Raw genomic sequence first — 23425 nt, forward strand, 5'->3', positions numbered from 1 at the left:
TCCTCACGCGTGAGCGAACTCGATGTGCTGCGCGGCTTCGCCCTGTTCGGCATCCTCCTGGTCAACGCCCTGATGATGGCGGGACCGTACGCGGCGTCCGGCGGCGGTCCGGGGGCCTCCGGGCTGGACCGGGCGGCGGCCTGGGCGGTGACCGCGCTGGTCTCCACCAAGTTCTATCTGCTGTTCTCCTTCCTGTTCGGCTACAGCTTCGTCCTCCAGGAGCGGTCCGCGCGCCGCGCGGGCGCCGCGTTCGCGCCCCGCCATCTACGGCGCGCGGCAGGCCTGTTCACGCTCGGCGCCGCCCACGCCGTGCTGCTGTACCCGGGCGACATCCTCATGACCTACGCGGTCCTGTCGCTGGTCCTGTACGGCCTGCGCGGCCTCGCCCCGCGCATCGCCCTGCGCCTCGCCGCCGCGCTGATCGTCGGCCTCGCGGTCGTCCTGCTCGGCTACGGACTGCTCACCGTCGCGCTCGCCGAGCCCTTCACCCCCGACCACTACGCCCCTCGGATCGCGGACTCCGTCGCCGCACACCGCGGCGACCCCCTGTCCGTCCTGGGCGCCCATCTCCGCGACCTGCCGTCGGCGATCGGCGCCGATCTCCTGTACGCGCCCGACCTGTTGGCCGCCTTCCTGGCCGGGCTCGCTGCGGCCGGAACCCGGCTCGTGGAGCGGCGCGGGCGGGACCGGCCGTGGCTGCGCGGGATCGTCGTACGGTGGCTGCCGGTCGGCCTGACCGGTGGCGTGGTCACCGCTTGCTGTGTGAACTGGCCCTTGGACAACCGGTGGTTCTACGTCGGACAAGCGGTAGCGGTCCTCACCGCGCCGGCGCTGACGGCGTCGTACGCGTGCGGGCTGCTCCTGCTGCTCGACGCCGTGCGCCCGACGGCGGCCCACCTGCTCGCCGCCGCCGGGCGGATGGCACTCACCCACTACCTCACCCAGTCCCTGGTCCTCGCCTGCGTCTTCACCGGCTACGGACTCGGCCTCTACGACCGGGTCGGCCCCGCGACCGTCCTCGCGGGCTGTGTGCTGCTGTACGGCGCCCAACTCACCGTCGGCGCACAGCTGATGAGCCGGGTGCGGTACGGGCCCGTCGAGCTGTTGCTGCGTACCGTCACCCTGGCGGGGCGCCCTACCGCTTCCCGAGGGTCACACCCGGCAGACGGGCTGCGGCCCGCCGCGTGATCGCGTCCGTCTCCGCCTTGGCCGCCGCCGAGATCGCCGCCGCGCCGGGCTCCTTGTACCAGGGGCGCAGCCGGATCAGGGCGGGCCGGACTCCGGTGGCGAGGAGCAGGGCGGTTCCCTTGGGCAGGGCCCGGATCCGGTCGGGCGGCAGAACGGCCTCCTGGCGGTAGGAGTACGAGCGTGAGGTGCCGTCCTTGCTGCGGGAGACGCTCGGGGTGCGTACGTCGTGCTGGCCGACGAGGGTGGAGATCTTCTGCACGAAGTCGGCGTCGTCCAGACCCGCGCCGAGCAGCTTGACGGTGGCCGCGCTCCACAGCGCGTCCATGCCGACCTCGCCCCACACCCGGGCGCCCTGCCGGTAACTCTGGAGCAGGGTCACGACGTTGATGCCGCGGGAGCCGAAGTGCGAGTAGAGGTCGGGCAGATCGGAGATCCGGCACACGTTGGCGGCCTCGTCCAGGACCGCGGTCAGCGGCGGGTCGAGCCTGCCGCCCATGCGTTCGGCGGCGACCACCCCCGCCCGCATCGTCGCGTCGGCGAGGCCCGCGATGACTCCCGCCGCCGAGCCGCCGCCGTCCTTGGACAGCAGATAGAGGGTGTCCGTGCCGAGCACGTGCTGGTGGGGGAGGAACTCGGGCAGCTCGGGGTCGGGGGTGACCCAGGCCAGGATCTCCGGGTCGAGCAGACAGGAGACGGTCTGGCGGGCCGTCTCATAGATGCCGTCCCGCGTCTCCACGGCGCCGCGGACCGTGCCCTGCAACTGCTCGGCCATCGCGACGAGTTTCGCCTCACGGAGCAGGTCGATCGGGGTGCGGTCGGCGGGGTCGGCGAGCCAGCCGAGCAGCTCGACGACGGGTGCCTTGCCGCGCGCCGCGGCGAGGAAGAGGGCAGTGAGGGTGTTCTGGGCGGCCGAGATCCAGAAGTCCTTCTTCGCGGTGTCGTCGTTGACAGACGCCACGAAGTGGCCGGCGAGCCGACGGGCGCCCTCGATGGTGTGGCACTCGCCGAGCAGGTCCCACCACATGGCGCGCGGCGAGTGGGCGATGCCCTGCGGGTCGAACGTCCAGACCGTGCCCGCCTGTTCGCGCGCGGCGCGGGTGACGGCGTACACATCCGACTTGTTGGAGGTGAGCAGCACGGCGCCCTGGGCGCGCAGCACCCGGGGGACGGCGATGCCGGTGGACTTGCCCGCCCGGGGCGCCATGAGGTCGAGTTCCACGTCCTCGTAACTGCTGCGCAGCTCGGGGCCCTTGGGGTCGAGGTCGCCCAGGAGGTTGCCGGTCTCGTCCGGGCGGAGCTGTTCCCGGCCCTTGAGACTGGGGCGCAGTTCACGGGCGCGGGCCTCGATGCCCTTGGGGCACATGGCGGCCAGCTCACGGCGCCCGGCCAGGCCCTTGGGGCGGGCGGCGCGCTCCATCAGGAACCGTACGGCCAGGGCGGCGGGTGCCGCGAGGAGCGCCAGCAGGCCGAGCATGCCCGCGTAGACGGCGGCGGCCGGGGCCGTGGGCCACAGCGCGGCCGGGCCGTCGGTGGTGAGGCGGACGACGGTGGACATGGCGAAGGGCGGGGCGTGGAATCCGTGGCCGGTCAGACCTGAGCCCAGGGTGCCGCCGGACCAGACGACCGTGAACAGGGTCAGGCCGGTGCCGGCCAGCGCGACCACGGCCCACGGCAGTTGCTCGTGGTAGCCGCCGCCGGTGCGCGGGCCGCTCATACGGTCCACCCCCCGTTCGCCCGCGCCACGGCCTGTTCGACGCTCTCCTCGTTGGGCGTCCAGCGGGTGTTGGTGTTGTGCAGCCGTCGCTCGGCGTCGGTGATGGCGACCTTGATGGGGATGCCGGGCCGGCCGCCGACCTTGATGAGGAAACGGCCGCGCCCCGGCGGCTCCTCGTGCTCGCCGGAGACACCCCAGCCCGGCGGCGAGGACCAGGACGACACCAGCTCGATCTCCCGCCGGGACAGCCCCACCACCTTGCCGAGCTCCTCCATCTCGGCCCGCGGCAGTCCGGCGCACACCACCATCCCGGCCCGCTCCACGAAGCCGCGCGCCTTGGCCCGGTCGGAGTCGGTGCCCAGCGCCTCGGCGTCCTTGAGGGTATGCGTGATCTTGGCGTCGCCGAGGCCGAGGGAGCGGTTGAGCCGGGTCAGCGCGTCGATGCGGTCGACGATGCCGGAGGCGGCGCGCAGCGGGCGCCACAACTCGTCGAGCACGGTGAAGAACCAGCGCCGGGGCGCGAGTCCGGCGTCCGCGAGGGCGTGCGAGGCGGCCACCGTGCCGAGCCCGTCGGACCAGGCGGCGAGCATCGCCGCGGCGGTCAGCTGGGTGTCGGCCTCGCCGATACCGGAGATGTCGATGCACACGGCGGGCGCGCCGGGGTTGATCCGGGTGGACGTCTCGGAGGCGAAGGTGTCGCCGAGCGGGCCGTCGAGAATGCCGAGCAGGGAGCGGTGCAGCGGGTCGACGGCGTCCCGATAGCGGGTGTCGTCGCCGCGGTCCAGGGTGACCGCGCGGACCCGGTCGGGGCCCTCGGTGAGCACGCGCAGCAGATCGGGCAGCAGGACCGTGCCGCCCACCGGGGTGCGTTCGCGCAGATGGTGCAGGCAGGCGCTGAGCACCGACTGCTCGTGGTCGTCCATCGGACGGCCCCGCACGATGGTGATCAGCGCGGCGACCATGTTCAGCACCCGCCCGTGCGTCTCCGCTTTGAGCACCTCGCCGGCCTCGCCGCCGATCCGCGCCGCCGCCTCGCCCATCGCGCCCGGGTCCAGGACGTTGATGCCGCCCCGGCCCCGCCCGATGGAGATCACCTGTCCGCCGAGCGCCCGCACGGTGTCGGCGTAGTCGGGCTTGAGGTCGCCGAGCACCAGCGGGACCACGCCGGTCGCGGCGAGCCCGATCAGCATCCGGTTGACGAGGGTGGACTTGCCGAGGCCCGGCATGCCGAGCATGAACAGCGAGGGGTTGGAGATGTAGCGGGCCCGGGTGAACCAGTTCAGCGGGTCGCCGCAGACCGTGGCGCCGGTGAACAGGTGCTGTCCGAGCGGCACGCCGGTCATGGGCGAGCCGGAACCGGCGGCGAACGGCCACATGCCGCACGCCTGCACGGTGGTGGCCCGCCACATGGTGGGCGGATCCATGTAGCCGACGCGTCCGCCGCCGGGGCCGAGCCATCCGCGGGGCGGGACGTACGGCTGCCTGGGGCGGGCCTTGTCGCTGTCCGTCTTCGCCTGCCGCCCCTTCTTTCCCGGCTTCACGGGCTTCTGCGTCCAGGACGGGTCCAGCCCGGACCGCTCGGAAAGGCCCGAGGCCAGGGCCTCGCGCGCCTGCTTCTCGGCCAGCCGGTCGGCCTGTTCGGCCTTCCGCTCCTCGCTCCGGCGGCTCACAGCGCCTCCTGCAACTCGTGCGGGATCAGGGTCTGTTCCCACGGGAGGATCCCGGCGGGCAGCGTGCAGGTGAACGCCGCCGCCTGCATCCGGTCGGCGGGCCGCATCAGCACCCGGGAGGCGGCGGTCAGATTGCGGATCGTCACGCTCGCGTCGGCCAGCTCGGCGGCGCTGTCGACGGTGACCGTCAGCATCAGCGAGAACTCCACGAGCCCGGCGCCCGACGCCTCCTCGGCCGCGGTCTGCTCCGCCGCCCGCATCTCGGAGGCCGCGCGGGCCTGCACCATGCCGCGGCCCGACGTCGCCATGAACTGGGCGCTGCGCCGGTCCGCCTCGACGATCCGCGCCGAGGTGGCCGGGTCGATGGGCCGGTAGATCAGCGCGACCCGCTTGCGGCGGGTGCCGGGGGCCGCCTCCAGCATGCCCCTGAGCACCGAGGACCGGACCGTGCCGCGCGGCGCCAGGGTGAGCAGCCAGGTCCGGGACACCCCCGAGTCGTGCTGGTAGCTGTTCACCGTCTCCACGGCGGCGGCCGGTCCCGCGTCGTCCCACTCAAGGCCCGTTCCGCCGTACCGGGCGCGGGCGTCGAGCACATCGGCGGCGACGGCGGGGTCGTAGGCGACCCGCACGACCTCGGCGATCCGCTCGGCCGAGAGCGGGTACGCCGAGCCGCCACCGGCCGCGACGAGCCCGCTGAGCAGGCCCGGGACCCGGATCGCGAGGTCGGAGATGACATCCTCCGGCTTGCGCCGCTGCCCGGGCGGGACGCCGTAGGTGAGGGTGACGTAGGTGTGCATCTCGGAGGACGCGGTGGGATAGCGCTCGACGACCTCCTCCATCACCGCGCGCGCGGCGGGCGGCGCGTCCGGGTGGATGCGGGGCAGCACCTCGTGGGCGAGCCGGGTTCCCGGGTCGGGGGCGGTCTCCACGATCAGGGAGGCGCCGCGCAGCCCGGGTTCGTGCGCCAGCCGGGCCAGCCACTCGCCCCACAGCGCCACCCAGACGTCGACCTGGTCGGGGTCGACCAGGGCACCGCCGTCGGGGTCGCAGCCCAGGACGATCGTGTACAGGTTGCGGGCCGGGTGGTGCAGGACGCCGAAGGGCCGGTCGTAGGCGTCCCGGCCTTCCGTCGAGGTGACCTTGTTGAGCAGGCCCGGCGGACGGAACCGGCCGCCCGGCCGGGCGGACAGCGGCCCGGAGACGTACAGATGCGACCCCTTGGCCTTACGGCGCCACCAGCCGACGCGCAGGGTCATCAACTGGTAGACGTTGCGCCCGTCCTGGGTGCGAATGGCGAGCGGCACCAGGAACACCACGACCGGGACCAGCACGATCAGCGCGGCGTACAGCGAGATCAGTGAGGCGAGCAGGGTGACGACCAGTCCGCCGAAGACACCGAAGGTGCCGACGAGACCGAGTGGTCCGAGCCCGGGCCGCCTCGGCCGGCGCCAGTTCCCGTAGGTCGGATGGGTGACGGCTTCCGTGGACATGAGGGTCCGGTTTCCCTTCGTGAGGATGATCGGTTCGGAGGGTCGGCGAGACCGCCGAACTCCCAGGGGGGAAGCGGGAGTTCGGCAGTCGCTTGGAGGGCGGCGGGGCCGGGGCCCTCGGTACGGGTCCGTCCGGCACCGCCGCCCGGGTCACCGGCCGGTGTTGTGACCCAGGTCGCCGTCGGCGCCGTCCACCGCGCCCGCGGCGGTGCTGCCGACGATCTGCGCGGCGGTGACCGCCGCGGTGACCGCGGCACCGACCGGGCCCCCGGCCGCGGCTGCCGCCCGGCCCGCACCGGCCGCGGCTCCCGAGCCGCCGCCGCCCGCACCGGCACCCGCGGCACCACCCCAGCCCGCGCCGTTCGAACCGTTGCCGCCCGCGGGCCCGCCGGGTCCGGGGGCGCCGCCCTGCGAGCCGCCGCCCGAACTGCCGGCGCCGGACGGCCCCTTCGGCCCGGCGCCACCCGCCTGTCCACCGGTGCCGCCGGCGGCGCCGCCCAGCGAGCGGGCGCCGGTCGCCAGCGCGCCGCCCGCCGCCGACAGCGCGCCGGAGACGGGGTTGCCGCCGCCGAGGGCGGCCGTGGCGGGCACCACGAGTTTCAGCAGGGCGGGCAGCGAGACCGCGGACAGCAGCATCAGGCCGATACCGGCGATGCGTTCGTTGATGTCACCGCCCTGACCGCCCTGCGAGATCATCGCGGACCCGGAGTACAGCACCAGACCCGCCGCGGGCTTGTACAGCAGCCAGGCGATCATCCAGCCGATGTGCTTGCGCCACCAGCCCGCGCCCCAGTCGGTCATCGAGGCGGCGGCGGCCACCGGCAGGGTGCCGAGCAGCAGGATCATCACGCCGAGCCGGATGTACATCAGGATGGTGTGGATGATCCCGGAGATCAGCAGCAGGAAGGCGAGGATCAGCAGCAGGAACGACTCCACGTTCTCGCCGCTCTTGCAGGCCCCGACATTGCTCAACTGCGCCTTGGCGCCCGCGTTGAAGAGGAACGTGGCGTAGTCGTCGGCGACGGCCGCCGCGGCCGTGACGACGGTGGTGGCCGCGCCCGAGACCAGGATGACCCGGAGGATGCCCTTCAGGGCGGTCACGCCCGCGGTTCCCCGCCGTTCCAGTGCCATCCGGACCGAGGCGAAGATCAGCGAACCGACCGCGAGGTAGACCACCAGCCACTGCGTCTGGCTGCCGACGTCCTTGGCGGTGGCCGTCCCCGTCAGGGTCGGCACTCCGGTGATCAGGGCTCCGAACACCGCGATCGCACCCGCGAGGATGGAGTTCGCGATCAGCTCGATGACCGTCCCGATGGGATTGCCGAGAAAGTCGAAGAAGCCCTTGATCAGGTCGATGACCGGATTCCCGGTCGGGCAGTTCATGTCAGTCCCCCCACAGGGTGTAGCCGCTGGTGTTGCCCTGGACGGCCGTCACCGGCGTGTGCAGGGAGCCGTCGCCGTTGGGCAGGACCTTCCAGTCACCGCCGCTCCAGCGCAGCACGATGGTGGTCGCCGCGTAGCCCTGCCCGGTCCGCAGGAGCAGCTTCACGCTCGCGGCCGTGCTCTTGTACGAGGTCACCGTGAAACCGGCGTAGGTGGCGACGGCCGCGTCGCCGGTCTGTTCGCCGCTGTCGATGTCCTGGACGGTGGAGCGCTGGAACTCGAACATGTCGCGTCCCGCCCCGGCGACGACCTGCTGCTCCGTGACGGTCCGCCAGCCGGAGCCGCTCATCTGCGACGGGATGACGTGGGCGGCCAGCACGGCGCCGATGGGCGTACGCGCGAAGCACCACCGCAGGGTCCCCGTCGTCCGGGTGGGCCCCGCCGAGGCGGACACCGGCACGCGCGTGATGCCGAGCGTGTGCCAACTGACGTCCTGAGGCGGGGCCTTGGGCAGCGCGTCACCGGCGCTGTCGTCGGTGACGCAGCCCTGCGGGCGGCCGTCGCGCGGGGCGGCGTCGCCGGAGAGCGGGCCGGTCGCCGCCGCGCGCGCACCGTCCGCGACGGTCTTCCCGCCGGACGTCAGCGCGACGATCCCGCCCAGCACCAGCACGACGGCGAGGAACCCCGCCGACAGCTGCCAGCTGCGCTGCTTCCAGTACGGCTCCGGCTCGTCGCCCCACCGCTGTCTGCGTGTGAACATCTCGACCGCCCGCCGACTCACGTGAAGACGAAGCTGACCAGCGGGCCCGCGGTGGCCACCAGGACACAGCCGCCGAGCACCATGCCGAGCCGGCTCATGTGCTCCGAACTCTCGCCCCGCTTGAGGGAGATCGCCATCATCGCGCCGGTGATCAGCACCCCGGCGACACCGGCGGCGGTGCCCGCCCAGGCGGCTATGCCGAGGACGGTGTTGACCTTGTCCTTCAGCTGGTCCGGGGCGTCACTGGTCGGCTGGGGTATGTCGCCGCCCGGGGCCGGCGCCGCGGCGAGGATGTTGTGGGCTTCGAGCAGCAGTGATGACATGCGGTTCTCCGAGGAGTAGGGGCCCTGCCCGAGAAACGGCGGGCGTGAGCGGAACTGGTGGTGCGTGTCGGGGTTCAGGGACCGAGGAGGGAGAGGTCGCCGAGGGCGGCGACGAGCGGGCCGGCCGACGAGGCGACCAGGCAGCCGAGGGTGACGAAGAAGATCCCGCGGAAGTGCGCGGCGCCCTCGCCGGGTTCACCCCGGTTGAGCTGGATCGCCATGTTGATGCCGACGATCAGCAGGCCGGCCACTCCGGCGGCGGTGGCGCACCAGGCGAGGAGGCCGAGGATCTCGCCGGCGCCCGCGGGCGGGCTGTAGGCGGCCAGATTCACGACACCGCCTCCTCTTGACGCGCCTCGCTGCCCACCAGCTCGGCGAGCGAGACGAGTTGCCGGGGCATGGCCCGCGGGGTGGAGCCCAGGCGCCAGGCCGGTATCCACGGCACCCGGTGCACATGCGTGGCCGAGCGCAGCACCCGGATCCTCCGCAGCAGACCGAGCGGCAGCCGGCCCGGGGCGTCGGCGACGAGGACCACGCCCAGCAGTTCGAGCCCTTGCGGTGCGCGCCCCTCCTTCAGCGCGCCCAACGCCTGGGAGACGGTACGCAGTCCGCGCGCGCTGGTCCGGCCGACCAGCACGATCCGCCGCGGCTCACCCCGGGTCGGCTGCGGCCACCGAACCCCGAGATCCACCCCACCGAGCGCCTCGGCCAACGAGGTGGCCCCGGCCCCACCATGCGCCTGAACCCACCCGACCTCACTCCGGGACCGCCCACGCCCCGACACCCCGCGCCGCGGCTCGCCCCAGGAGGGCTCGGCGGGCGGGTTGGGGGTGGTGCGGCGGGCAGGGGCGGCTCGCCCGGCGGGGGCGCGCGTGGGGGCGGTGGGCTGTACGGCGGGGGCCGTGGCCGGCGCCGGGGCCGTGCCGTCGGGGGCGGACTGTGCTGCCGGGCGAGGGGACTTCGGCCCCCGCACCCATCCGGACGGGCTCGACGGCGTTGCCGAAGGTGTGCCCATGTGCGCTCCGCCCCCCTCTTCGCTCGTGCTTCCACTGCGCTGACTCATCTGGTTTCCACCGTTTTGAACTTATTCGCTCCGGGGCCCGTTTCGATCTGCCGAGCCCGTCGGACTGCACAACGGGCCGTCCGGCCACAGCGGTTCAAGGCGAGGGGAAGAAGGCACGAGCCCATGGGTTCCGCAACGGGAGACACCCCGGAGGGCGGCACTTCGACAGCCGTCCGCAACACCGTCGCCGCCGGTACCGGCTGCGGCTGCCTGCTGTCGCCGGTCGTCCTGGTCGGCACCGTGATCGTCGTGATCATCATCGGCGGGTTCGGGGTGCTGCTGGCCCCGCTCATCGCGCTGATCCTGCTCTTCAGCGGCGGCGGCAGCGACTCCGACAACCAGGCCACCGCGAACCAGGTGATCGCCTCCGTCCAGGGCGACGGCTCCGGCGAGCTGGACCCCGCGACCGTCCCCGAGGACCTGGTCGAGCCCATCGAGGACGCCGGTGAACTGTGCGGTGCGATCGGCCCGATCGTGATCGCGTCCCAGATCGAGAAGGAGTCCGGCTTCGACGCGGCCAAGGTCGGCCCGGACGGCAAGCAGGGCATCTCGCAACTGCCGCCCGACATCTTCGAGCAGTACGGCGAGGACGACGACGACAACGACAAGACCTCCGCGCTGGACGCGGAGGACTCGATCATGGCGCAGGGCCGCTACATGTGCGAACTGGCAGAACAGGCCCAGCAGATGATCGACAGCGGCGAGGTCGTGCAGACCGGCACCACCAACTCCGTCCTGGACCTCGCCCTGGCCGGCTACCACCTCGGCATGGACGCCGTCCGAGCCGCCAAGGGCGTACCGAACACCAACGACGCCCAGGGCTATGTCCTCGCCGTCCGCGCCCAGTTCGCCAAGTACGAGGGCATCGCCGCCCCGCCCGCCGGAGCGACTCCCGGCGTCACCCCCGGTTCCGCCTGACAAGGAAGGAGAGTCATGGACCGCTTCGAGGTGCACATCACCGAGGAGGAGCACGCCGAGATCGACGGACACCCCCTCGTCCCCGAGCCGGGCCAGTCGGTGCACGACGCCGTACTGGACCGGTTGCAGCAGTACGCGCAGGAGCGCGCCGCCGCCGTGCGGGCCACGGTGAACGACGGCTCCGGCGCCGCCCACTTCGTCCTCCAGGTGAGTCCGGACGGTTCGAGCCGTGTCCTCGACACCGAGGAGGAGCCACCGGAGCCCGTCTCCGCCGTGGCCACCGCGGTCGCCCGTGCCCGCGCCACCGCCGCGGCCCGCGCCGCCGTCACCCAGGTCCCGGCGATCGTCGCCGACCTCCCCACCGAGCACGCCGAACGCATCCGCCGTATCAACGAGTCGGCGACCAACGGCCGACTCGATGAGGCATACGCCGACGCCGGCGCGCTGCGCGAGAGCCTCACCGGCTCACTCGGCGCCGAGCATCCGCACGCGCTGGAGGCCCGGTCGATGGAGGCCTACCTCGCGCATCTGCGCGGCGACCACCGGGAGGCCACTGTGCTCGCGCTGGGGGTGGCCCGGATCCGGTGCGGTACCGGGGACGGGCAGGCGTCGGCGGAGGTGGCACGCGCTGCTGCGGCCTGGCAGCGGATCGAGGACGACCGGGCCGCCGTGGTGCACGGGCGTGAACTCCTGCACATGTGGGGCCAGCTGGACCTACAGGGCCTGCTGCCACCCGGCGATGCCGCACTCGTGGGACAGGTCCGCAGACATGTCGACGCCCTCGCGGCGTACGTCTGAGGCTCTTCCGGCACTGCTGACCTGCGCGTCCATCGATCCGTACAACCGGCGTCAAACGAACGTGGAACGCCCCTCGCAACACTCCGTGCCCAGCCGACACACAGAGGGGGAGAACACCATGAACGTGACGGTGATCGGATCGGCGGGCGCGGCGTCCGCGGAGGAACGCGCCCTGCGCGACCTGTACGTGGAGCACGGACCGGCGCTCCACTCGTACGTCCTGCGGCTGCTGGGCGGGGACACGCACCGCACCGAGGACGTGGTCCAGGAGACGCTGCTGCGCTGCTGGACCAAGCAGAACCTGGTGGACGACGAGGGGATGGCGGTACGTCCGTGGATGTTCCGCGTCGCCCGCAACCTCGTCATCGACGGGCACCGCACCCGGGCGGCGCGACCGCAGGAGGTCAGCGGCGCGACCTGGGTGAGCGAACTGGGCATCGAGGCCGACGACATCGACCGGATGCTGTCGTCCATCGTGGTGCGGGACGCCCTCCAGGCACTGACACCCGCGCACCGTGAAGTGCTCCTGGCGACGTTCTTCGCCGACCGCACCACCCAGCAGGCGGCCTCGGTGCTGGGCGTCCCGCAGGGCACCGTGAAGTCCCGCGTGTACTACGCCCTGCGCAGTCTGCGAACAGCACTGGAGGAGCGAGGCGTGCGGTAGCGGGATCAGGACTCCAGCTCACGCAGGGACCGCCGGACCTCGTCCGCCTCCGCGTGGCCGCCCTCCTCCAGCAGGGCCAGGGCCGCCGCCCACGCCTCGCGGGCCGGTCCGTGATCGCCGGCGGCGAGATGGGCGTCAGCGAGGTGGCGCAGGGTGTCGGCCTCCAGGAAACTGCTGCCGATCTCCCGGTACAGCTCCACGGCTTGCTCGAACCGCGCGACGGCCTCGGCGTAGGCGCCGAGATGATGGTGGGCGTAGCCGACGCTGTCCTGCGCGGACGCCTCACCGCTCAGGTCGCCGACCTCCTGGTGCAGGGCGACGGCCTTCTCGCAGTGGTCCAGGGCCCGTTCGAGATCGCCGAGCAGGATGTACGTCCAGCCGATCTCGTTGCGGACACTGGCCTCGCCGCTGCGGTGGCCGAGGGAGTGGTAGAGCGCGCCGGCCCGCGCGTAGTGGTCGAGTGAGACCTCGTACCGCTCCAACTGGTTGGCCTGGTAGGCGAGGGCGCGCCGGGTACGGGCCTCGCCGAAGGCGTCGCCCGCCTGCCGGAAGAGCTCCAGCGCCCGGCCCAGCAACCGTTGCGCCTCGTCGACGTGCCCGAAGCGGGTGTGGCCGAAGCCCAGTCCGCGCAGGGCGTGCGCCTGGCCGACGGGATCGCCCAGGGCCCGGGCCGCGCGCAGCGCCGCCTTGTGGATCTCCATCAGGTCGTGCCAGTAGCCGAGCCGGTCGAAGTGCAGGTCCAGGGCGTGGGCGAGGCGCCAGGCGTGGTCGTGACGGCCGTGGGCGGTCGCGAACTCCACGACCGAGCGCAGCACTTGGCGCTCGGTGCGGAGCCAGCCGATCGCCTGTCTGCTGTCGTTGAACCGCAGCGGCCCGCTGTCCGTTGTGCTCGCCGTCAGGGGGACGGTCTCCCGGTACGGGCCGAGCACGGCGGAGGCGTGGTGGGCGGTGTGCAGATAGTGGTCGATCATCCGCAGCAGCACCGCGTCGCGCTCCGCCGCGCCGCTCCGGTGGGCGACGAGTTCCTGGGCGTAGGCCCGCAGCAGGTCGTGGAAGACGAACCGGCCGGGGGCGTGCTCGATGAGCAGGCTCGCCCCGGACAACTCGGTCAGCAGCGCGCGGACCTGACGTCGGGGCACCCCGGCCAGCGCCGCCGCCGCGGCGGTGCTGATGTCCGGGCCGGGATGCAGGGCCAGGTGCCGGAAGAGTACGGCGGCCTCGGGCGACAGCGCCTGGTACGACCAGGAGAAGACCGACCGGGCATCGGTGCCGGTGTCGTGGCCGACGGCGAACGCGTCGAGGGTGCCGTGACCGGCCCGGAGCTCCTCGGTGATGTCGGCGAGCCGGAAGCAGGGGTTGAGGGCGGCCCGCGCCGCCACGATGGCCAGGGCCAGCGGCAGCCCGGCGCACAGGCCCACGATGGCGTCGACCGCTTCCGGTTCGGCGGCCACGCGATCCCCGCCCAGCCGCCGGACCAGCAGCTCCCGCGACTCTGCGGCGCTCAGCAGCCCCAGCGCGAACGGCTGTGCCCCGTGCCTGGCCACCAGGCCGGTGAGCCGGTTGCGGCTGGTGACGAGCGTGAGGCAGCCGGAGGTCCCGGGCAGCAGCGGCCGTATCTGCTCGGTGTCGCGGGCGTTGTCCAACACGATCAGCACCCGGCGGTCGGCCAGCAGACTGCGGTACAGGGCGGTCTGCGCGTCGAGTCCCTCCGGGACGGCCTGCGGGGCCACCCCGAGCGCGACGAGGAACGTCGAGAGCGCGTCGCCGGGGTCCGTACGGCAGCCTCCGGGGTCGTAGCCGCGGAGATTGACGTAGAGCCGGCCGTCGGGGAAGCGGTGGGCGACCCGGTGGGCCCAGTGCACGGCGAGCGTGGTCTTGCCGGCACCGGCCATCCCGTCGATGACGGCGATGGCGGAGGTGGCGGTGGTGCCGGTGGTGGTCAACAGTGCGTCGGCGCAGTCGAGTTCGGCGCGGCGGCCGGTGAACGTCGCGAGGTCCGCAGGCAGTTGAGACGGACGTACTTTGGCACTCCCCGGCGGACGTGGCGCGTCCACGACGCCGGGGACGGTCCCGGCCAGAACCTGGGAGTGCAGGGTCCGCAGCGACGGCCCCGGTTCGATGCCGAGTTCGTCGACCAGGGTGCGGCGCGTCCGCGCATAGACCTCCAGCGCGTCCGCCTGCCGTCCGCACCGGTACAGGGCGACGAGCAGCAGTTCGCTCACCGTCTCGCGCAGCGGTTGGGCGTCCCGAAGAGCGAGCAGCTCCGGCACCACCGCCTCGTGCCGGCCGAGTTCCAGCTCCGTCCGCAGGGCGGACTCCAGCGCGTTCAGCCGCCGCTCGGCCAGATCCGTCCGCGCCGCCTCGGCGAACGGGCCGGGCACTCCGGCCAGCGCGGGACTGGCCCAGTCGGCCAGCGCGGCGCGCAGCAGCCGGAGGGCGGGTTCCGCCTCGCCGGACAGGCGATGGCGCTCGGCCCGCGCCACCGCGCGCGTGCAGTCGGCGAGGTCGGAGGAGAACATGTCGTCCCGCAGGGCGTACCCGTCCCCGGCCGAGACCAGGATCCGGAACGGCTCCGCCTTGCCCCGCTCGGGCTCCAGCAGCTTGCGCAGCCGGGAGGCGTACGTACGCAGCACCGGCACCGCGCCCGTCGGCGGCTGTGTCCCCCAGATCCCGTCGACGAGGTCGGCCACGGCGACCGCGTGTCCGCGGCGCAGCAGCAACATCGCGAGAACGGCGCGCTGTTGGGGGGAGCCCAGCGCCAGTTCCCTGGTACCGCACCAGGCCCGCAACGGGCCGAGCAGGGAGAACCGGAGGGGCTCTGATTCCGTTTCCTCCACGGCTGAGGACAGTAGCGGTCGAAATTCCGAACGTCAGCTCGAACCGTCATTTCCTGCCAGACGCCCGGCCCGGGGGCGTTCCCCACGGTCGACACCACTCAGTCGACACGACTCAGTCGACACCACGAAGGAGACCGACCGATCACCGCTTTCGTACTCGGCACCGTGGCGGGCCTGTTGGCGGCTACCGTGACTTCTCTCGTGCGAGCCCGCGTGCGACCGCCCGAGACCTGCACCTGGTGCTCGACCACATCCGGACACCTGGTCACCGGCCACGAGACCCGCCTGTGCAGGGGACACGTCCAGGAACTGCGGCGCCGCCGCCTGGACCGGATGGCCAAGGGCGCCCCCTGGGAGCCGGACCCGTTCGGCAACCTCTGGCTGCTGCCCGAGGAGATCGAGGGACACGGCCGCACCGACCCGCACACCCCCCGGACCCCGCCGCCTGACCAGCACCGGCACACCTGGAAGCGGGAAGCGTCCTGGACCGCCTACCGCCGCGCCCGGGCGGTACGCAGGCGGCGCTAGCCTCCGCAGCGCGAAAGGGAACCGCCGACGGGCCGGTGGCACTCTGTGTGGGCGGGGGTGACCCCGTGGAACGACGTAGGACAGGGGGCTGTTGTGAGCCAGGTGCTCTATGGGGAGCGGTCGTGGAATCCGCTGGCGCGGACCGTCGAGCTGACCGATGCCGGGCTGCGCAGGGGCGGCAGGACCACGCCGCTGCACGAGCTGAACCTCGTCGCCATGGCCGACGCCTTCCAGCGCGGCCAGTGGCTCGGGGGCGGTGGCACGGAACGCCCGCTGAACGGGCTGCCGGAAGGCCCCGGCGTCGTCCCGGTGACCCGCGCCACCGGCACCACCAAGCCGCTGAAGGTGCGCGAGGCCGCCGAGTTCGCCCGCACGCTGGGAGAGCTGGCGGTACGGCACAGCGGTGGGCCGGGGCAGGTGGCGGCCGTCGCGGAGATGGCCCGCGCCGAGGGCGTACCGCTGTGGATCGCGCGCCGGTTCGCCCCCGGACCGGCCGGGCCGATCGCCGTCGCCGTGGACCGGAACCTGGTGCGGGTGGACGTCTGGGGACCGCACGCCCCCGCCGTACGGATCCGGGCGCCGTTCGGCTTCCACCGCGAGCGCACCGATCCCGCCCAGGGGCTGCGCGTGACCGTCGGCGAGGTCTCGGCGGAGCTTGTCCTCCACGCGCGCAAGCGCAAGTCCAAGCGGTACGTGGAGGTGACGCTGCCCGGTCAGCGGTGGGTGCTGAAGCGGGAGAGCGGGAAGAGTTCCCGGCTGCTGCGTGACGACCGGCCGGTGGCCCTGCTCACCCGACCCCGGGGCCGGCCGGAACCCGAGCCGGGCTCGGTGCTGCGGCCGCTGGCCTCCGTGCAGTACGAGAGCCCCGACCCGCTGGACGCCGTCATGGCCCATGTGTTCGCCGTGGCCTTCGGGCTCGGTGACACCACGGGCGCGGCCCGGTTCCGGGCCGAGCGGCGCCGGACGCACTTCGGGGAGCCGATCGCCGTGGACGAGTGGTGGGACCGCCCCTGGTTCAGCAACCTCGGCCTGGACCGGGAGGACAACGAACTCGGCGGCGCCGACGGCTGGGGCTCGGACGGCGGTGACGGAGGGGACTCCGGGGGCGGCGACGGCGGAGGGGGAGACGGCGGCGGTGGGGACGGCGGCGGAGGAGGAGGCGGCGACTAGCGAGGAGCGGGGCATACGGGTGGCGGTCCCGTCCGGGTGAAGCGCGGTGTGTTAAGTCGGTCCGTGGTCCAGTTCACATGGCGTATGTGGGGTGTGGCCGACACCATGGGGGCCTCACCGCCAGGCGAAGGGATCACGAATGTTCCGCAAGGTGCTGGTCGCCAACCGTGGCGAGATCGCGATTCGGGCGTTCCGCGCGGGCTACGAGTTGGGCGCGCGCACCGTCGCCGTCTTCCCGCACGAGGACCGCAACTCGCTGCACCGGCTGAAGGCCGACGAGGCCTATGAGATCGGTGAGCCCGGGCACCCGGTGCGCGCCTATCTCTCCGTGGACGAGATCGTCGCGGCGGCCCGGCGCGCGGGCGCGGACGCCGTCTACCCCGGCTACGGCTTCCTCTCCGAGAACCCCGAGCTGGCCCGCGCCTGCGCGGCCGCCGGCATCACCTTCGTCGGGCCCGGCGCCGACATCCTGGAGCTGACCGGCAACAAGGCCCGCGCCGTGGCCGCCGCCCGCGCGGCTGGCGTGCCCGTGCTCGGCTCCTCCGCGCCCTCCAACGACGTCGACGAACTCGTCCGCGCCGCCGAGGACATCGGCTTCCCGGTGTTCGTCAAGGCCGTCGCGGGCGGCGGTGGCCGCGGGATGCGCCGCGTCGAGGATCCCGCCCAGCTCCGGGAGTCCATCGAGGCCGCCTCCCGCGAGGCCGCCTCCGCCTTCGGCGACCCCACCGTCTTCCTGGAGAAGGCCGTCGTCGAGCCCCGCCACATCGAGGTGCAGATCCTCGCCGACGGCAACGGCGACGTCATCCACCTCTACGAGCGGGACTGCTCCGTGCAGCGCCGCCACCAGAAGGTCATCGAGCTGGCCCCCGCCCCCAACCTCGACCCGGCCCTGCGCGACCGCATCTGCGCCGACGCCGTGCGCTTCGCCCGCGAGATCGGCTACCGCAACGCGGGCACCGTGGAGTTCCTCCTGGACCGCGAGGGCAACCACGTCTTCATCGAGATGAACCCGCGCATCCAGGTCGAGCACACGGTGACCGAGGAGGTCACCGACGTCGACCTGGTCCAGGCGCAACTGCGGATCGCCGCCGGGGAGAGCCTCGCCGACCTCGGGCTCGCCCAGGAGACGATCACGCTGCGCGGCGCGGCCCTCCAGTGCCGTATCACCACCGAGGACCCCGCCAACGGCTTCCGCCCCGACACCGGCCGGATCAGCGCCTACCGCTCACCGGGCGGCTCCGGCATCCGGCTGGACGGCGGCACCACCCACGCGGGCACCGAGATCAGCGCCCATTTCGACTCCATGCTGGTCAAGCTGACCTGCCGGGGCCGGGACTTCGCCGCCGCGGTGGGCCGCGCCCGGCGCGCCGTCGCCGAGTTCCGCATCCGCGGTGTCGCCACCAACATCCCGTTCCTCCAGGCGGTCCTGGACGACCCGGACTTCCAGGCGGGCCGGGTCACCACCTCCTTCATCGAGCGGCGCCCGCACCTGCTGACCGCCCGCCACTCCGCCGACCGCGGCACCAAGCTGCTGACCTACCTGGCCGACGTCACGGTGAACCGGCCGCACGGGGAGCGGCCCGACCTGGCCGACCCGATGGCCAAGCTGCCCCCGGTACCGGAGGGCCTGCCCCCGGCGGGCTCGCGCCAGCGCCTGATCGAGCTCGGCCCCGAGGGCTTCGCCCGCGCCCTGCGCGAGTCCCCCACCCTCGGCGTCACCGACACCACCTTCCGCGACGCACACCAGTCCCTGCTCGCGACCAGGGTCCGCACGAAGGACATGCTCGCCGTCGCCCCGGTCGTCGCCCGCACCCTGCCCGGACTGCTCTCCCTGGAGTGCTGGGGCGGCGCCACCTACGACGTCGCGCTCCGCTTCCTCGCCGAGGACCCCTGGGAACGGCTCGCCGCGCTGCGCGAGGCCGTGCCCAACCTCTGCCTCCAGATGCTGCTGCGCGGCCGCAACACCGTCGGCTACACCCCGTACCCCACCGAGGTCACCGACGCCTTCGTGCAGGAGGCCGCGGCCACCGGCATCGACATCTTCCGCATCTTCGACGCCCTCAACGACGTCGACCAGATGCGCCCCGCCATCGACGCCGTACGGCAGACCGAGACCGCGGTCGCGGAGGTGGCCCTGTGCTACACCGCCGACCTGTCCGACCCGAACGAGAAGCTCTACACCCTCGACTACTACCTGCGCCTCGCCGAGAAGATCGTCGACGCCGGCGCCCATGTCCTGGCCGTCAAGGACATGGCCGGACTGCTGCGGGCCCCGGCCGCCGCCACCCTCGTATCGGCGCTGCGGCGGGAGTTCGACCTCCCGGTGCATCTGCACACCCATGACACCGCGGGCGGACAGCTCGCCACCTACCTGGCCGCGATCCAGGCCGGAGCGGACGCCGTCGACGGAGCGGTCGCGTCCATGGCGGGCAGCACCTCACAGCCGTCCCTCTCCGCGATCGTCGCCGCCACCGACCACTCGGCCCGCCCGACCGGCCTCGACATCCACGCCGTCGGCGACCTGGAGCCGTACTGGGAGAGCGTGCGCAAGGTCTACGCCCCCTTCGAGGCGGGCCTGCCCGCGCCGACCGGCCGCGTCTACCACCACGAGATCCCCGGCGGACAGCTGTCCAACCTGCGCACTCAGGCCATCGCGCTCGGCCTCGGCGACCGCTTCGAGGACATCGAGTCGATGTACGCCGCCGCCGACCGGATGCTGGGCCGCCTGGTGAAGGTCACCCCGTCCTCGAAGGTGGTCGGAGACCTGGCGCTGCACTTGGTGGGAGCCGGAGTCTCCCCGGCCGACTTCGAATCGGAACCTGACCGTTTCGACATCCCCGACTCGGTCATCGGCTTCCTCCGTGGCGAACTGGGCACCCCGCCCGGCGGCTGGCCCGAGCCCTTCCGCAGCAAGGCGCTGCGCGGCCGCGCCGAGGCCAAGCCGCCCACTTCCCTGACCGCCGACGACCGCGCCGGACTGGTCAAGGACCGCCGCGCCACCCTCAACCGGCTCCTCTTCCCCGGCCCGACCCGCGAGTTCGACACCCACCGCCAGAGCTACGGCGACACCAGCGTCCTGGACAGCAAAGACTTCTTCTACGGGCTGCGCCCGGCCAAGGAGTACGCGATCGACCTGGAGCCCGGTGTGCGGCTGCTGATCGAGCTCCAGGCGGTCGGCGAGGCCGACGAGCGGGGCATGCGCACGGTGATGTCCTCCCTGAACGGGCAGTTGCGGCCCATCCAGGTCCGCGACCGGGGCGTGGCCTCGGACATCCCGGTCACCGAGAAGGCGGACCGCGCCAACCCCGGCCATGTCGCGGCGCCGTTCGCGGGCGTGGTGACCCTCGCGGTCGCCGAGGGCGACCAGGTGGCGGCCGGAGCGACGGTGGCGACGATCGAGGCGATGAAGATGGAGGCCTCGATCACCGCCGCCAAGGACGGCACCGTGTCCCGGCTCGCCGTGGGCCGGATCCAGCAGGTCGAGGGCGGCGACCTGCTGGTGGAGATCGGCTGAGCCTCACAGCTCCCGGCGGCAGTACAGGAAGAGGTGGGGCTCCGGCCCCGCGCCGGGATGGTCCGGGGTGAAGACGGTGCTGTCACTGGACAGCACCGTCAGCCCCGCCGCCTCGGCCAGGGCGGTGAAGTCCGCCTGGGCGAAGCTGGTCGCCCGGACCGGCTGCCCCATGAAGACGATCTCCAGGTTCTCCACGTCCGCGGGCACGGTGGCCAGCACCAGATGCCCACCGGGCTTGAGCGCCCGGGCCAGCCGCCGCACCAGCGTGGACTGCTCCTCGCGGGTCATCTGGAGCAGCGAGAAGAACACGCACACCCCGTCGAAGAAGCCCTCCTCCAGCGGGAGTTCACGGATGTCGGCCCGGCGGAACTCGGCGTCGGGGACCTGGCGGGCGGCGAGTTCCACCATCACCGGGGAGACATCGACGCCGACCACGGAGTGCCCCGCCCCGGCGAGCGCCGCGGCGGTGGGCCGCCCGGTGCCGCTGCCCACGTCCAGTGTCCACGCGGCGGTCGGCAGCCGCCCGATCAGCCACTCCAGTGCGGCCAGATGCGCGGGATCGTGCGCGAACGCCTTCTCGTAGTCGGCGCCCAGCGCGTCGAACACCACGGCGGCGGGCGGGCGTTGGTCCTCTTGCGGCACGTCGGGTCTCCCTTTCGCTTGTCGGCCCGCATCGTCGCACCCGGCGGACGCGGGCCACAACGGCGGCCGGTGCGCGTCCGCACGCCCCCGGCAGGGGAGAATGAGGGCCTGACCGACGGTCGAACCCTTGCGGAGGAGCGGGAAGATGCAGGACGAGCGAGCGGGGCAGGTCGCGGGGCCCGAGGACCTGATCGACGTGGCCCGGCTGGTCACGGCGTACTACGCGCTGCACCCGGACCCGGCAGAGCCCGGCCAGCGGGTGGCGTTCGGCACCTCCGGGCACCGCGGCTCGTCCCTGGCGACGGCGTTCAACGAGGACCACATCGCCGCCACCAGCCAGGCCATCTGCGAGTACCGCACCGCGCAGGGCACCGACGGCCCGCTCTTCCTCGGCGCCGACACCCACGCCCTGTCCGAGCCCGCGCGGATCACGGCACTGGAGGTGTTCGCGGCCAACGACGTGACGGTCCTCATCGACCAGACGGACGGCTACACGCCCACCCCGGCGGTCTCGCACGCCATCCTCGCCCACAACCGCAGCCGCACCTCCGGGCTCGCGGACGGCGTGGTGGTCACCCCGTCCCACAACCCGCCCGCCGACGGCGGCTTCAAGTACAACCCGCCGAGCGGCGGCCCCGCCGGCTCCGAGGCGACCTCCTGGATCCAGGACCGCGCCAACGAGATCATCACCGGCGGCCTGAAGGACGTACGCCGCATCCCGTACACCCGCGCCTTGAGCGCCCCCGGCACGGGCCGCTACGACTTCCTGGGCACGTACGTGGCGGACTTGCCGAGCGTCCTGGACCTGGAAGCAATCCGGTCCGCGGGAGTGCGCATCGGCGCCGACCCGCTGGGCGGCGCATCGGTCGCCTACTGGGGCCGTATCGCCGAAGAGCACGGCCTGGACCTGACGGTGGTGAACCCCCTCACCGACCCCACCTGGCGCTTCATGACGCTGGACTGGGACGGCAAGATCCGCATGGACTGCTCCTCGCCGTACGCCATGGCCTCGCTCATCGAGCAGCGCGCCCGCTACGACATCGCCACGGGCAACGACGCCGACGCGGACCGGCACGGCATCGTCACGCCGGACGGCGGCCTGATGAACCCCAACCACTACTTGGCCGTGGCGATCTCGTACCTCTTCTCCCACCGTTCGGAGTGGCCGGCGGGCGCCGGGATCGGCAAGACGCTGGTGTCGTCCAGCATGATCGACCGGGTCGCGGCGGACGTCGGCCGTCCGCTGGTCGAAGTCCCGGTCGGATTCAAGTGGTTCGTGGACGGACTGTCCGACGGCAGCCTCGGCTTCGGCGGCGAGGAGTCGGCGGGCGCGTCCTTCCTGCGCCGGGACGGCTCGGTATGGACCACCGACAAGGACGGCATCATCCTGGCGCTGCTCGCCTCCGAGATCACGGCGGTGACGGGCAGCACCCCGTCCCAGCACTACACGCGGCTCACCGAGCGCTTCGGCGCCCCGGCCTACGCCCGCGTCGACGCCCCGGCGTCCCGTGAGGAGAAGGCCCTGCTCGCCAAGCTGTCCCCGAGTCAGGTCACCGCCGACACCCTCGCCGGGGACCCGGTCACCACGGTGCTGACGGAGGCGCCCGGCAACGGCGCCGCGCTCGGCGGCATCAAGGTCGGCACCGCCAACGCCTGGTTCGCGGCCCGCCCTTCGGGCACGGAGGACGTCTACAAGATCTACGGCGAGTCCTTCCTCGGCCCGGACCATCTGCGCCAGGTCCAGGAAGAGGCCAGGTCCGTGGTGCTGGCGGCGCTGGACGCCTGACATGGACGAGGCGGTGGTGACGGCGCTGATCGCCGCCGGGGCCGCGATCGGCGGCGGCGCGCTGACCGGGTGCTTCGCGCTCGTCGCCGCCAAGCGCCAGGCCGCGGCGGCCTGGGCGGCGGGCGAACGGCAGGCCGAGGCCGCGTGGGAGGCGGGCCGGCAACAGGCGGCCGCCGCCTGGGACGCGGGCCAACTCCAGGCGACGGCCCAGCTGGACGTGGCCCGCCGCACGCTGGCCGAACAGACGCTCGCGGCGCAGCGGGAGGTGCGGAGGGCGGCCTATGTGACGTTCCTCAGCCGCACGGACAGCGCCCAACTGGCCTCGGCTGCCTGGCAGAGCGCGATCGGCACGGCGGAGGAGTCGCCGCGGCGGCGGGAGTACGACGTGGCGATGGGCGCGGTCGGGGAGGCGCTGAATGTCGTACGGCTGGAAGGGCCGGAGCCTGTCGCGACGGCTGCGGAGAACCTGCTGGGCGCCCTCGCCGCCACCGCTCCCGGAACCCAACACTCCATGGCCCAGGGCGAGTTCCTCGACGCGGCGCGCGCCGCGCTGGCCACTGCGCAGTCCGCTGCTGACGGATAAGATCCGCAGTGCCCGGGATGAAGGGGGACTGGTGCAGCCGAAGGTGTCGTACGAGGACCAGTCCGACGACATCACTGTCGTGCGGGTGGAGAGCGCCGGCCACTGGGAACCGGAACTGCGCGAGGTACTGCTGCGGTTGACCGAGGGCGGGCGGCTGCTCTTCGTCGTCGACCTGAGCGTGCTGGACGACATCGACAGCACCGGTCTGGGCGTGCTGGTCGGGGGCCTGAAGCGGGTGCACTTCAAGGGTGGGACGCTCGCGTTGGTCATCCCGAGTGAGCGGGTGCGCGCCATTTTCGCCAAGACACGTTTGGCCAAGCTGTTCCGCATCCACGAGGACGTGTCGAGCGCGGTGACGACGCTTGCCGCCGACTACACGAAGGAAGGCATCGAA

Annotated in this window: 19 protein-coding genes and 1 pseudogene; 10 read left to right on the forward strand and 10 right to left on the reverse strand. The window is 73.0% G+C overall.

Translation table 11 applies throughout. The annotated features are described in order from the left end of the window. Positions 1-9: 9 nt before the first annotated feature. Positions 10-1188, forward strand: coding sequence for a DUF418 domain-containing protein (locus tag STRCI_RS35980; protein WP_269663170.1), 1179 nt, complete (start codon positions 10-12; stop codon positions 1186-1188). Here the strand turns inward: STRCI_RS35980 and STRCI_RS35985 are convergent. The 8 genes from STRCI_RS35985 to STRCI_RS36020 all read right to left on the reverse strand — a co-directional run bounded on the left by STRCI_RS35985 (position 1136) and on the right by STRCI_RS36020 (position 9219). Then, complete coding sequence (locus STRCI_RS35985) at positions 1136-2902, reverse strand: type IV secretory system conjugative DNA transfer family protein (protein WP_269663171.1); 1767 nt, start codon at positions 2900-2902, stop codon at positions 1136-1138. The genes STRCI_RS35980 and STRCI_RS35985 overlap by 53 nt on opposite strands. Next, positions 2899-4572 (reverse strand): ATP/GTP-binding protein, encoded by a 1674-nt coding sequence (locus tag STRCI_RS35990; RefSeq protein WP_269663172.1) that lies wholly within the window; start codon positions 4570-4572, stop codon positions 2899-2901. Before STRCI_RS35990 ends, STRCI_RS35985 begins: the two co-directional genes overlap by 4 nt. Beyond that, a complete protein-coding gene (locus STRCI_RS35995) occupies positions 4569-6062 on the reverse strand; it encodes an SCO6880 family protein (RefSeq protein ID WP_269663173.1) in 1494 nt (497 codons plus the stop codon). The genes STRCI_RS35990 and STRCI_RS35995 overlap by 4 nt, the downstream gene beginning before the upstream one ends. A gap of 150 nt (positions 6063-6212) precedes the next feature. Next, a complete protein-coding gene (locus STRCI_RS36000; protein WP_269663174.1) occupies positions 6213-7445 on the reverse strand; it encodes a hypothetical protein in 1233 nt (410 codons plus the stop codon). A gap of 1 nt (position 7446) precedes the next feature. After that, the gene (locus STRCI_RS36005) at positions 7447-8205 is read right to left on the reverse strand and encodes a DUF8175 domain-containg protein (protein ID WP_269663175.1); all 759 of its coding nucleotides are present in this window, start codon (positions 8203-8205) and stop codon (positions 7447-7449) included. Positions 8206-8222: 17 nt separating this feature from the next. Then, positions 8223-8528 (reverse strand): hypothetical protein, encoded by a 306-nt coding sequence (locus STRCI_RS36010; RefSeq protein WP_269663176.1) that lies wholly within the window; start codon positions 8526-8528, stop codon positions 8223-8225. 74 nt (positions 8529-8602) lie between these two features. After that, positions 8603-8860, reverse strand: coding sequence for a hypothetical protein (locus tag STRCI_RS36015; protein ID WP_269663177.1), 258 nt, complete (start codon positions 8858-8860; stop codon positions 8603-8605). Next, on the reverse strand, positions 8857-9219 hold the full coding sequence (locus STRCI_RS36020) for a hypothetical protein (protein ID WP_269663178.1): 363 nt from the start codon (positions 9217-9219) through the stop codon (positions 8857-8859). Before STRCI_RS36020 ends, STRCI_RS36015 begins: the two co-directional genes overlap by 4 nt. Positions 9220-9714: 495 nt before the next feature. Here STRCI_RS36020 and STRCI_RS36025 point away from each other — a divergent pair, with 495 nt between their 5' ends. The 3 genes from STRCI_RS36025 (at position 9715) to STRCI_RS36035 (ending at position 11971) form a co-directional block, all read left to right on the forward strand. Next, the gene (locus tag STRCI_RS36025; RefSeq protein ID WP_269663179.1) at positions 9715-10509 is read left to right on the forward strand and encodes a transglycosylase SLT domain-containing protein; all 795 of its coding nucleotides are present in this window, start codon (positions 9715-9717) and stop codon (positions 10507-10509) included. Between the two features lie 15 nt (positions 10510-10524). Next, positions 10525-11307: a hypothetical protein gene (locus tag STRCI_RS36030; RefSeq protein ID WP_269663180.1), complete on the forward strand. Its 783-nt coding sequence runs from the start codon at positions 10525-10527 to the stop codon at positions 11305-11307. A gap of 118 nt (positions 11308-11425) precedes the next feature. Then, on the forward strand, positions 11426-11971 hold the full coding sequence (locus STRCI_RS36035; RefSeq protein ID WP_269663181.1) for a sigma-70 family RNA polymerase sigma factor: 546 nt from the start codon (positions 11426-11428) through the stop codon (positions 11969-11971). A gap of 5 nt (positions 11972-11976) precedes the next feature. Here the strand turns inward: STRCI_RS36035 and STRCI_RS36040 are convergent, their stop codons facing one another. Beyond that, positions 11977-14808 (reverse strand): AfsR/SARP family transcriptional regulator, encoded by a 2832-nt coding sequence (locus STRCI_RS36040; RefSeq protein WP_269663182.1) that lies wholly within the window; start codon positions 14806-14808, stop codon positions 11977-11979. Positions 14809-15009: 201 nt separating this feature from the next. On the opposite strand from STRCI_RS36040, the gene STRCI_RS36045 reads away from it, so the two are divergent. From STRCI_RS36045 to STRCI_RS36055, 3 genes are all read left to right on the forward strand, one after another. After that, positions 15010-15336 carry a hypothetical protein gene (locus STRCI_RS36045; RefSeq protein WP_269663183.1) on the forward strand — a complete coding sequence of 109 codons (327 nt, stop codon included), beginning with the start codon at positions 15010-15012 and terminating at the stop codon, positions 15334-15336. A 93-nt stretch (positions 15337-15429) separates the two neighbouring features. Further along, on the forward strand, positions 15430-16506 hold the full coding sequence (locus STRCI_RS36050; RefSeq protein WP_269663184.1) for a hypothetical protein: 1077 nt from the start codon (positions 15430-15432) through the stop codon (positions 16504-16506). Between the two features lie 139 nt (positions 16507-16645). Further along, positions 16646-20020, forward strand: coding sequence for a pyruvate carboxylase (locus STRCI_RS36055; RefSeq protein WP_269663185.1), 3375 nt, complete (start codon positions 16646-16648; stop codon positions 20018-20020). A gap of 3 nt (positions 20021-20023) precedes the next feature. On the opposite strand, the gene STRCI_RS36060 is transcribed toward STRCI_RS36055, so the two are convergent. Beyond that, positions 20024-20662, reverse strand: a complete 639-nt coding sequence (locus STRCI_RS36060) for a class I SAM-dependent methyltransferase (RefSeq protein ID WP_269663186.1) — start codon at positions 20660-20662, stop codon at positions 20024-20026. A 145-nt stretch (positions 20663-20807) separates the two neighbouring features. Here STRCI_RS36060 and pgm point away from each other — a divergent pair, with 145 nt between their 5' ends. From pgm to STRCI_RS43420, 3 genes and pseudogenes are all read left to right on the forward strand, one after another. Beyond that, a complete protein-coding gene (gene pgm, locus STRCI_RS36065; RefSeq protein WP_269663187.1) occupies positions 20808-22448 on the forward strand; it encodes a phosphoglucomutase (alpha-D-glucose-1,6-bisphosphate-dependent) in 1641 nt (546 codons plus the stop codon). A 1-nt stretch (position 22449) separates the two neighbouring features. After that, entirely contained in the window at positions 22450-23031 is a 582-nt protein-coding gene (locus STRCI_RS36070) for a hypothetical protein (protein ID WP_269663188.1), read from the forward strand. Positions 23032-23074: 43 nt separating this feature from the next. Then, positions 23075-23386, forward strand: a pseudogene (locus STRCI_RS43420) (anti-sigma factor antagonist); the annotation flags it as partial. Between the last annotated feature and the right edge of the window lie 39 nt (positions 23387-23425).

Source organism: Streptomyces cinnabarinus (assembly GCF_027270315.1).
Taxonomy (GTDB): domain Bacteria; phylum Actinomycetota; class Actinomycetes; order Streptomycetales; family Streptomycetaceae; genus Streptomyces; species Streptomyces cinnabarinus.

Bases quoted from the DNA above. Each gene is read 5' to 3' on its own strand.
- STRCI_RS35985 (WP_269663171.1), bottom strand. From the start codon at position 2,902: ATGAGCGGCCCGCGCACCGGCGGCGGCTACCACGAGCAACTGCCGTGG.
- STRCI_RS35995 (WP_269663173.1), bottom strand. From the start codon at position 6,062: ATGTCCACGGAAGCCGTCACCCATCCGACCTACGGGAACTGGCGCCGG.
- STRCI_RS36000 (WP_269663174.1), bottom strand. From the start codon at position 7,445: ATGAACTGCCCGACCGGGAATCCGGTCATCGACCTGATCAAGGGCTTC.
- STRCI_RS36005 (WP_269663175.1), bottom strand. From the start codon at position 8,205: ATGTTCACACGCAGACAGCGGTGGGGCGACGAGCCGGAGCCGTACTGG.
- STRCI_RS36010 (WP_269663176.1), bottom strand. From the start codon at position 8,528: ATGTCATCACTGCTGCTCGAAGCCCACAACATCCTCGCCGCGGCGCCG.
- STRCI_RS36025 (WP_269663179.1), top strand. From the start codon at position 9,715: ATGGGTTCCGCAACGGGAGACACCCCGGAGGGCGGCACTTCGACAGCC.
- STRCI_RS36030 (WP_269663180.1), top strand. From the start codon at position 10,525: ATGGACCGCTTCGAGGTGCACATCACCGAGGAGGAGCACGCCGAGATC.
- STRCI_RS36035 (WP_269663181.1), top strand. From the start codon at position 11,426: ATGAACGTGACGGTGATCGGATCGGCGGGCGCGGCGTCCGCGGAGGAA.
- STRCI_RS36055 (WP_269663185.1), top strand. From the start codon at position 16,646: ATGTTCCGCAAGGTGCTGGTCGCCAACCGTGGCGAGATCGCGATTCGG.
- pgm (WP_269663187.1), top strand. From the start codon at position 20,808: ATGCAGGACGAGCGAGCGGGGCAGGTCGCGGGGCCCGAGGACCTGATC.
- STRCI_RS36070 (WP_269663188.1), top strand. From the start codon at position 22,450: ATGGACGAGGCGGTGGTGACGGCGCTGATCGCCGCCGGGGCCGCGATC.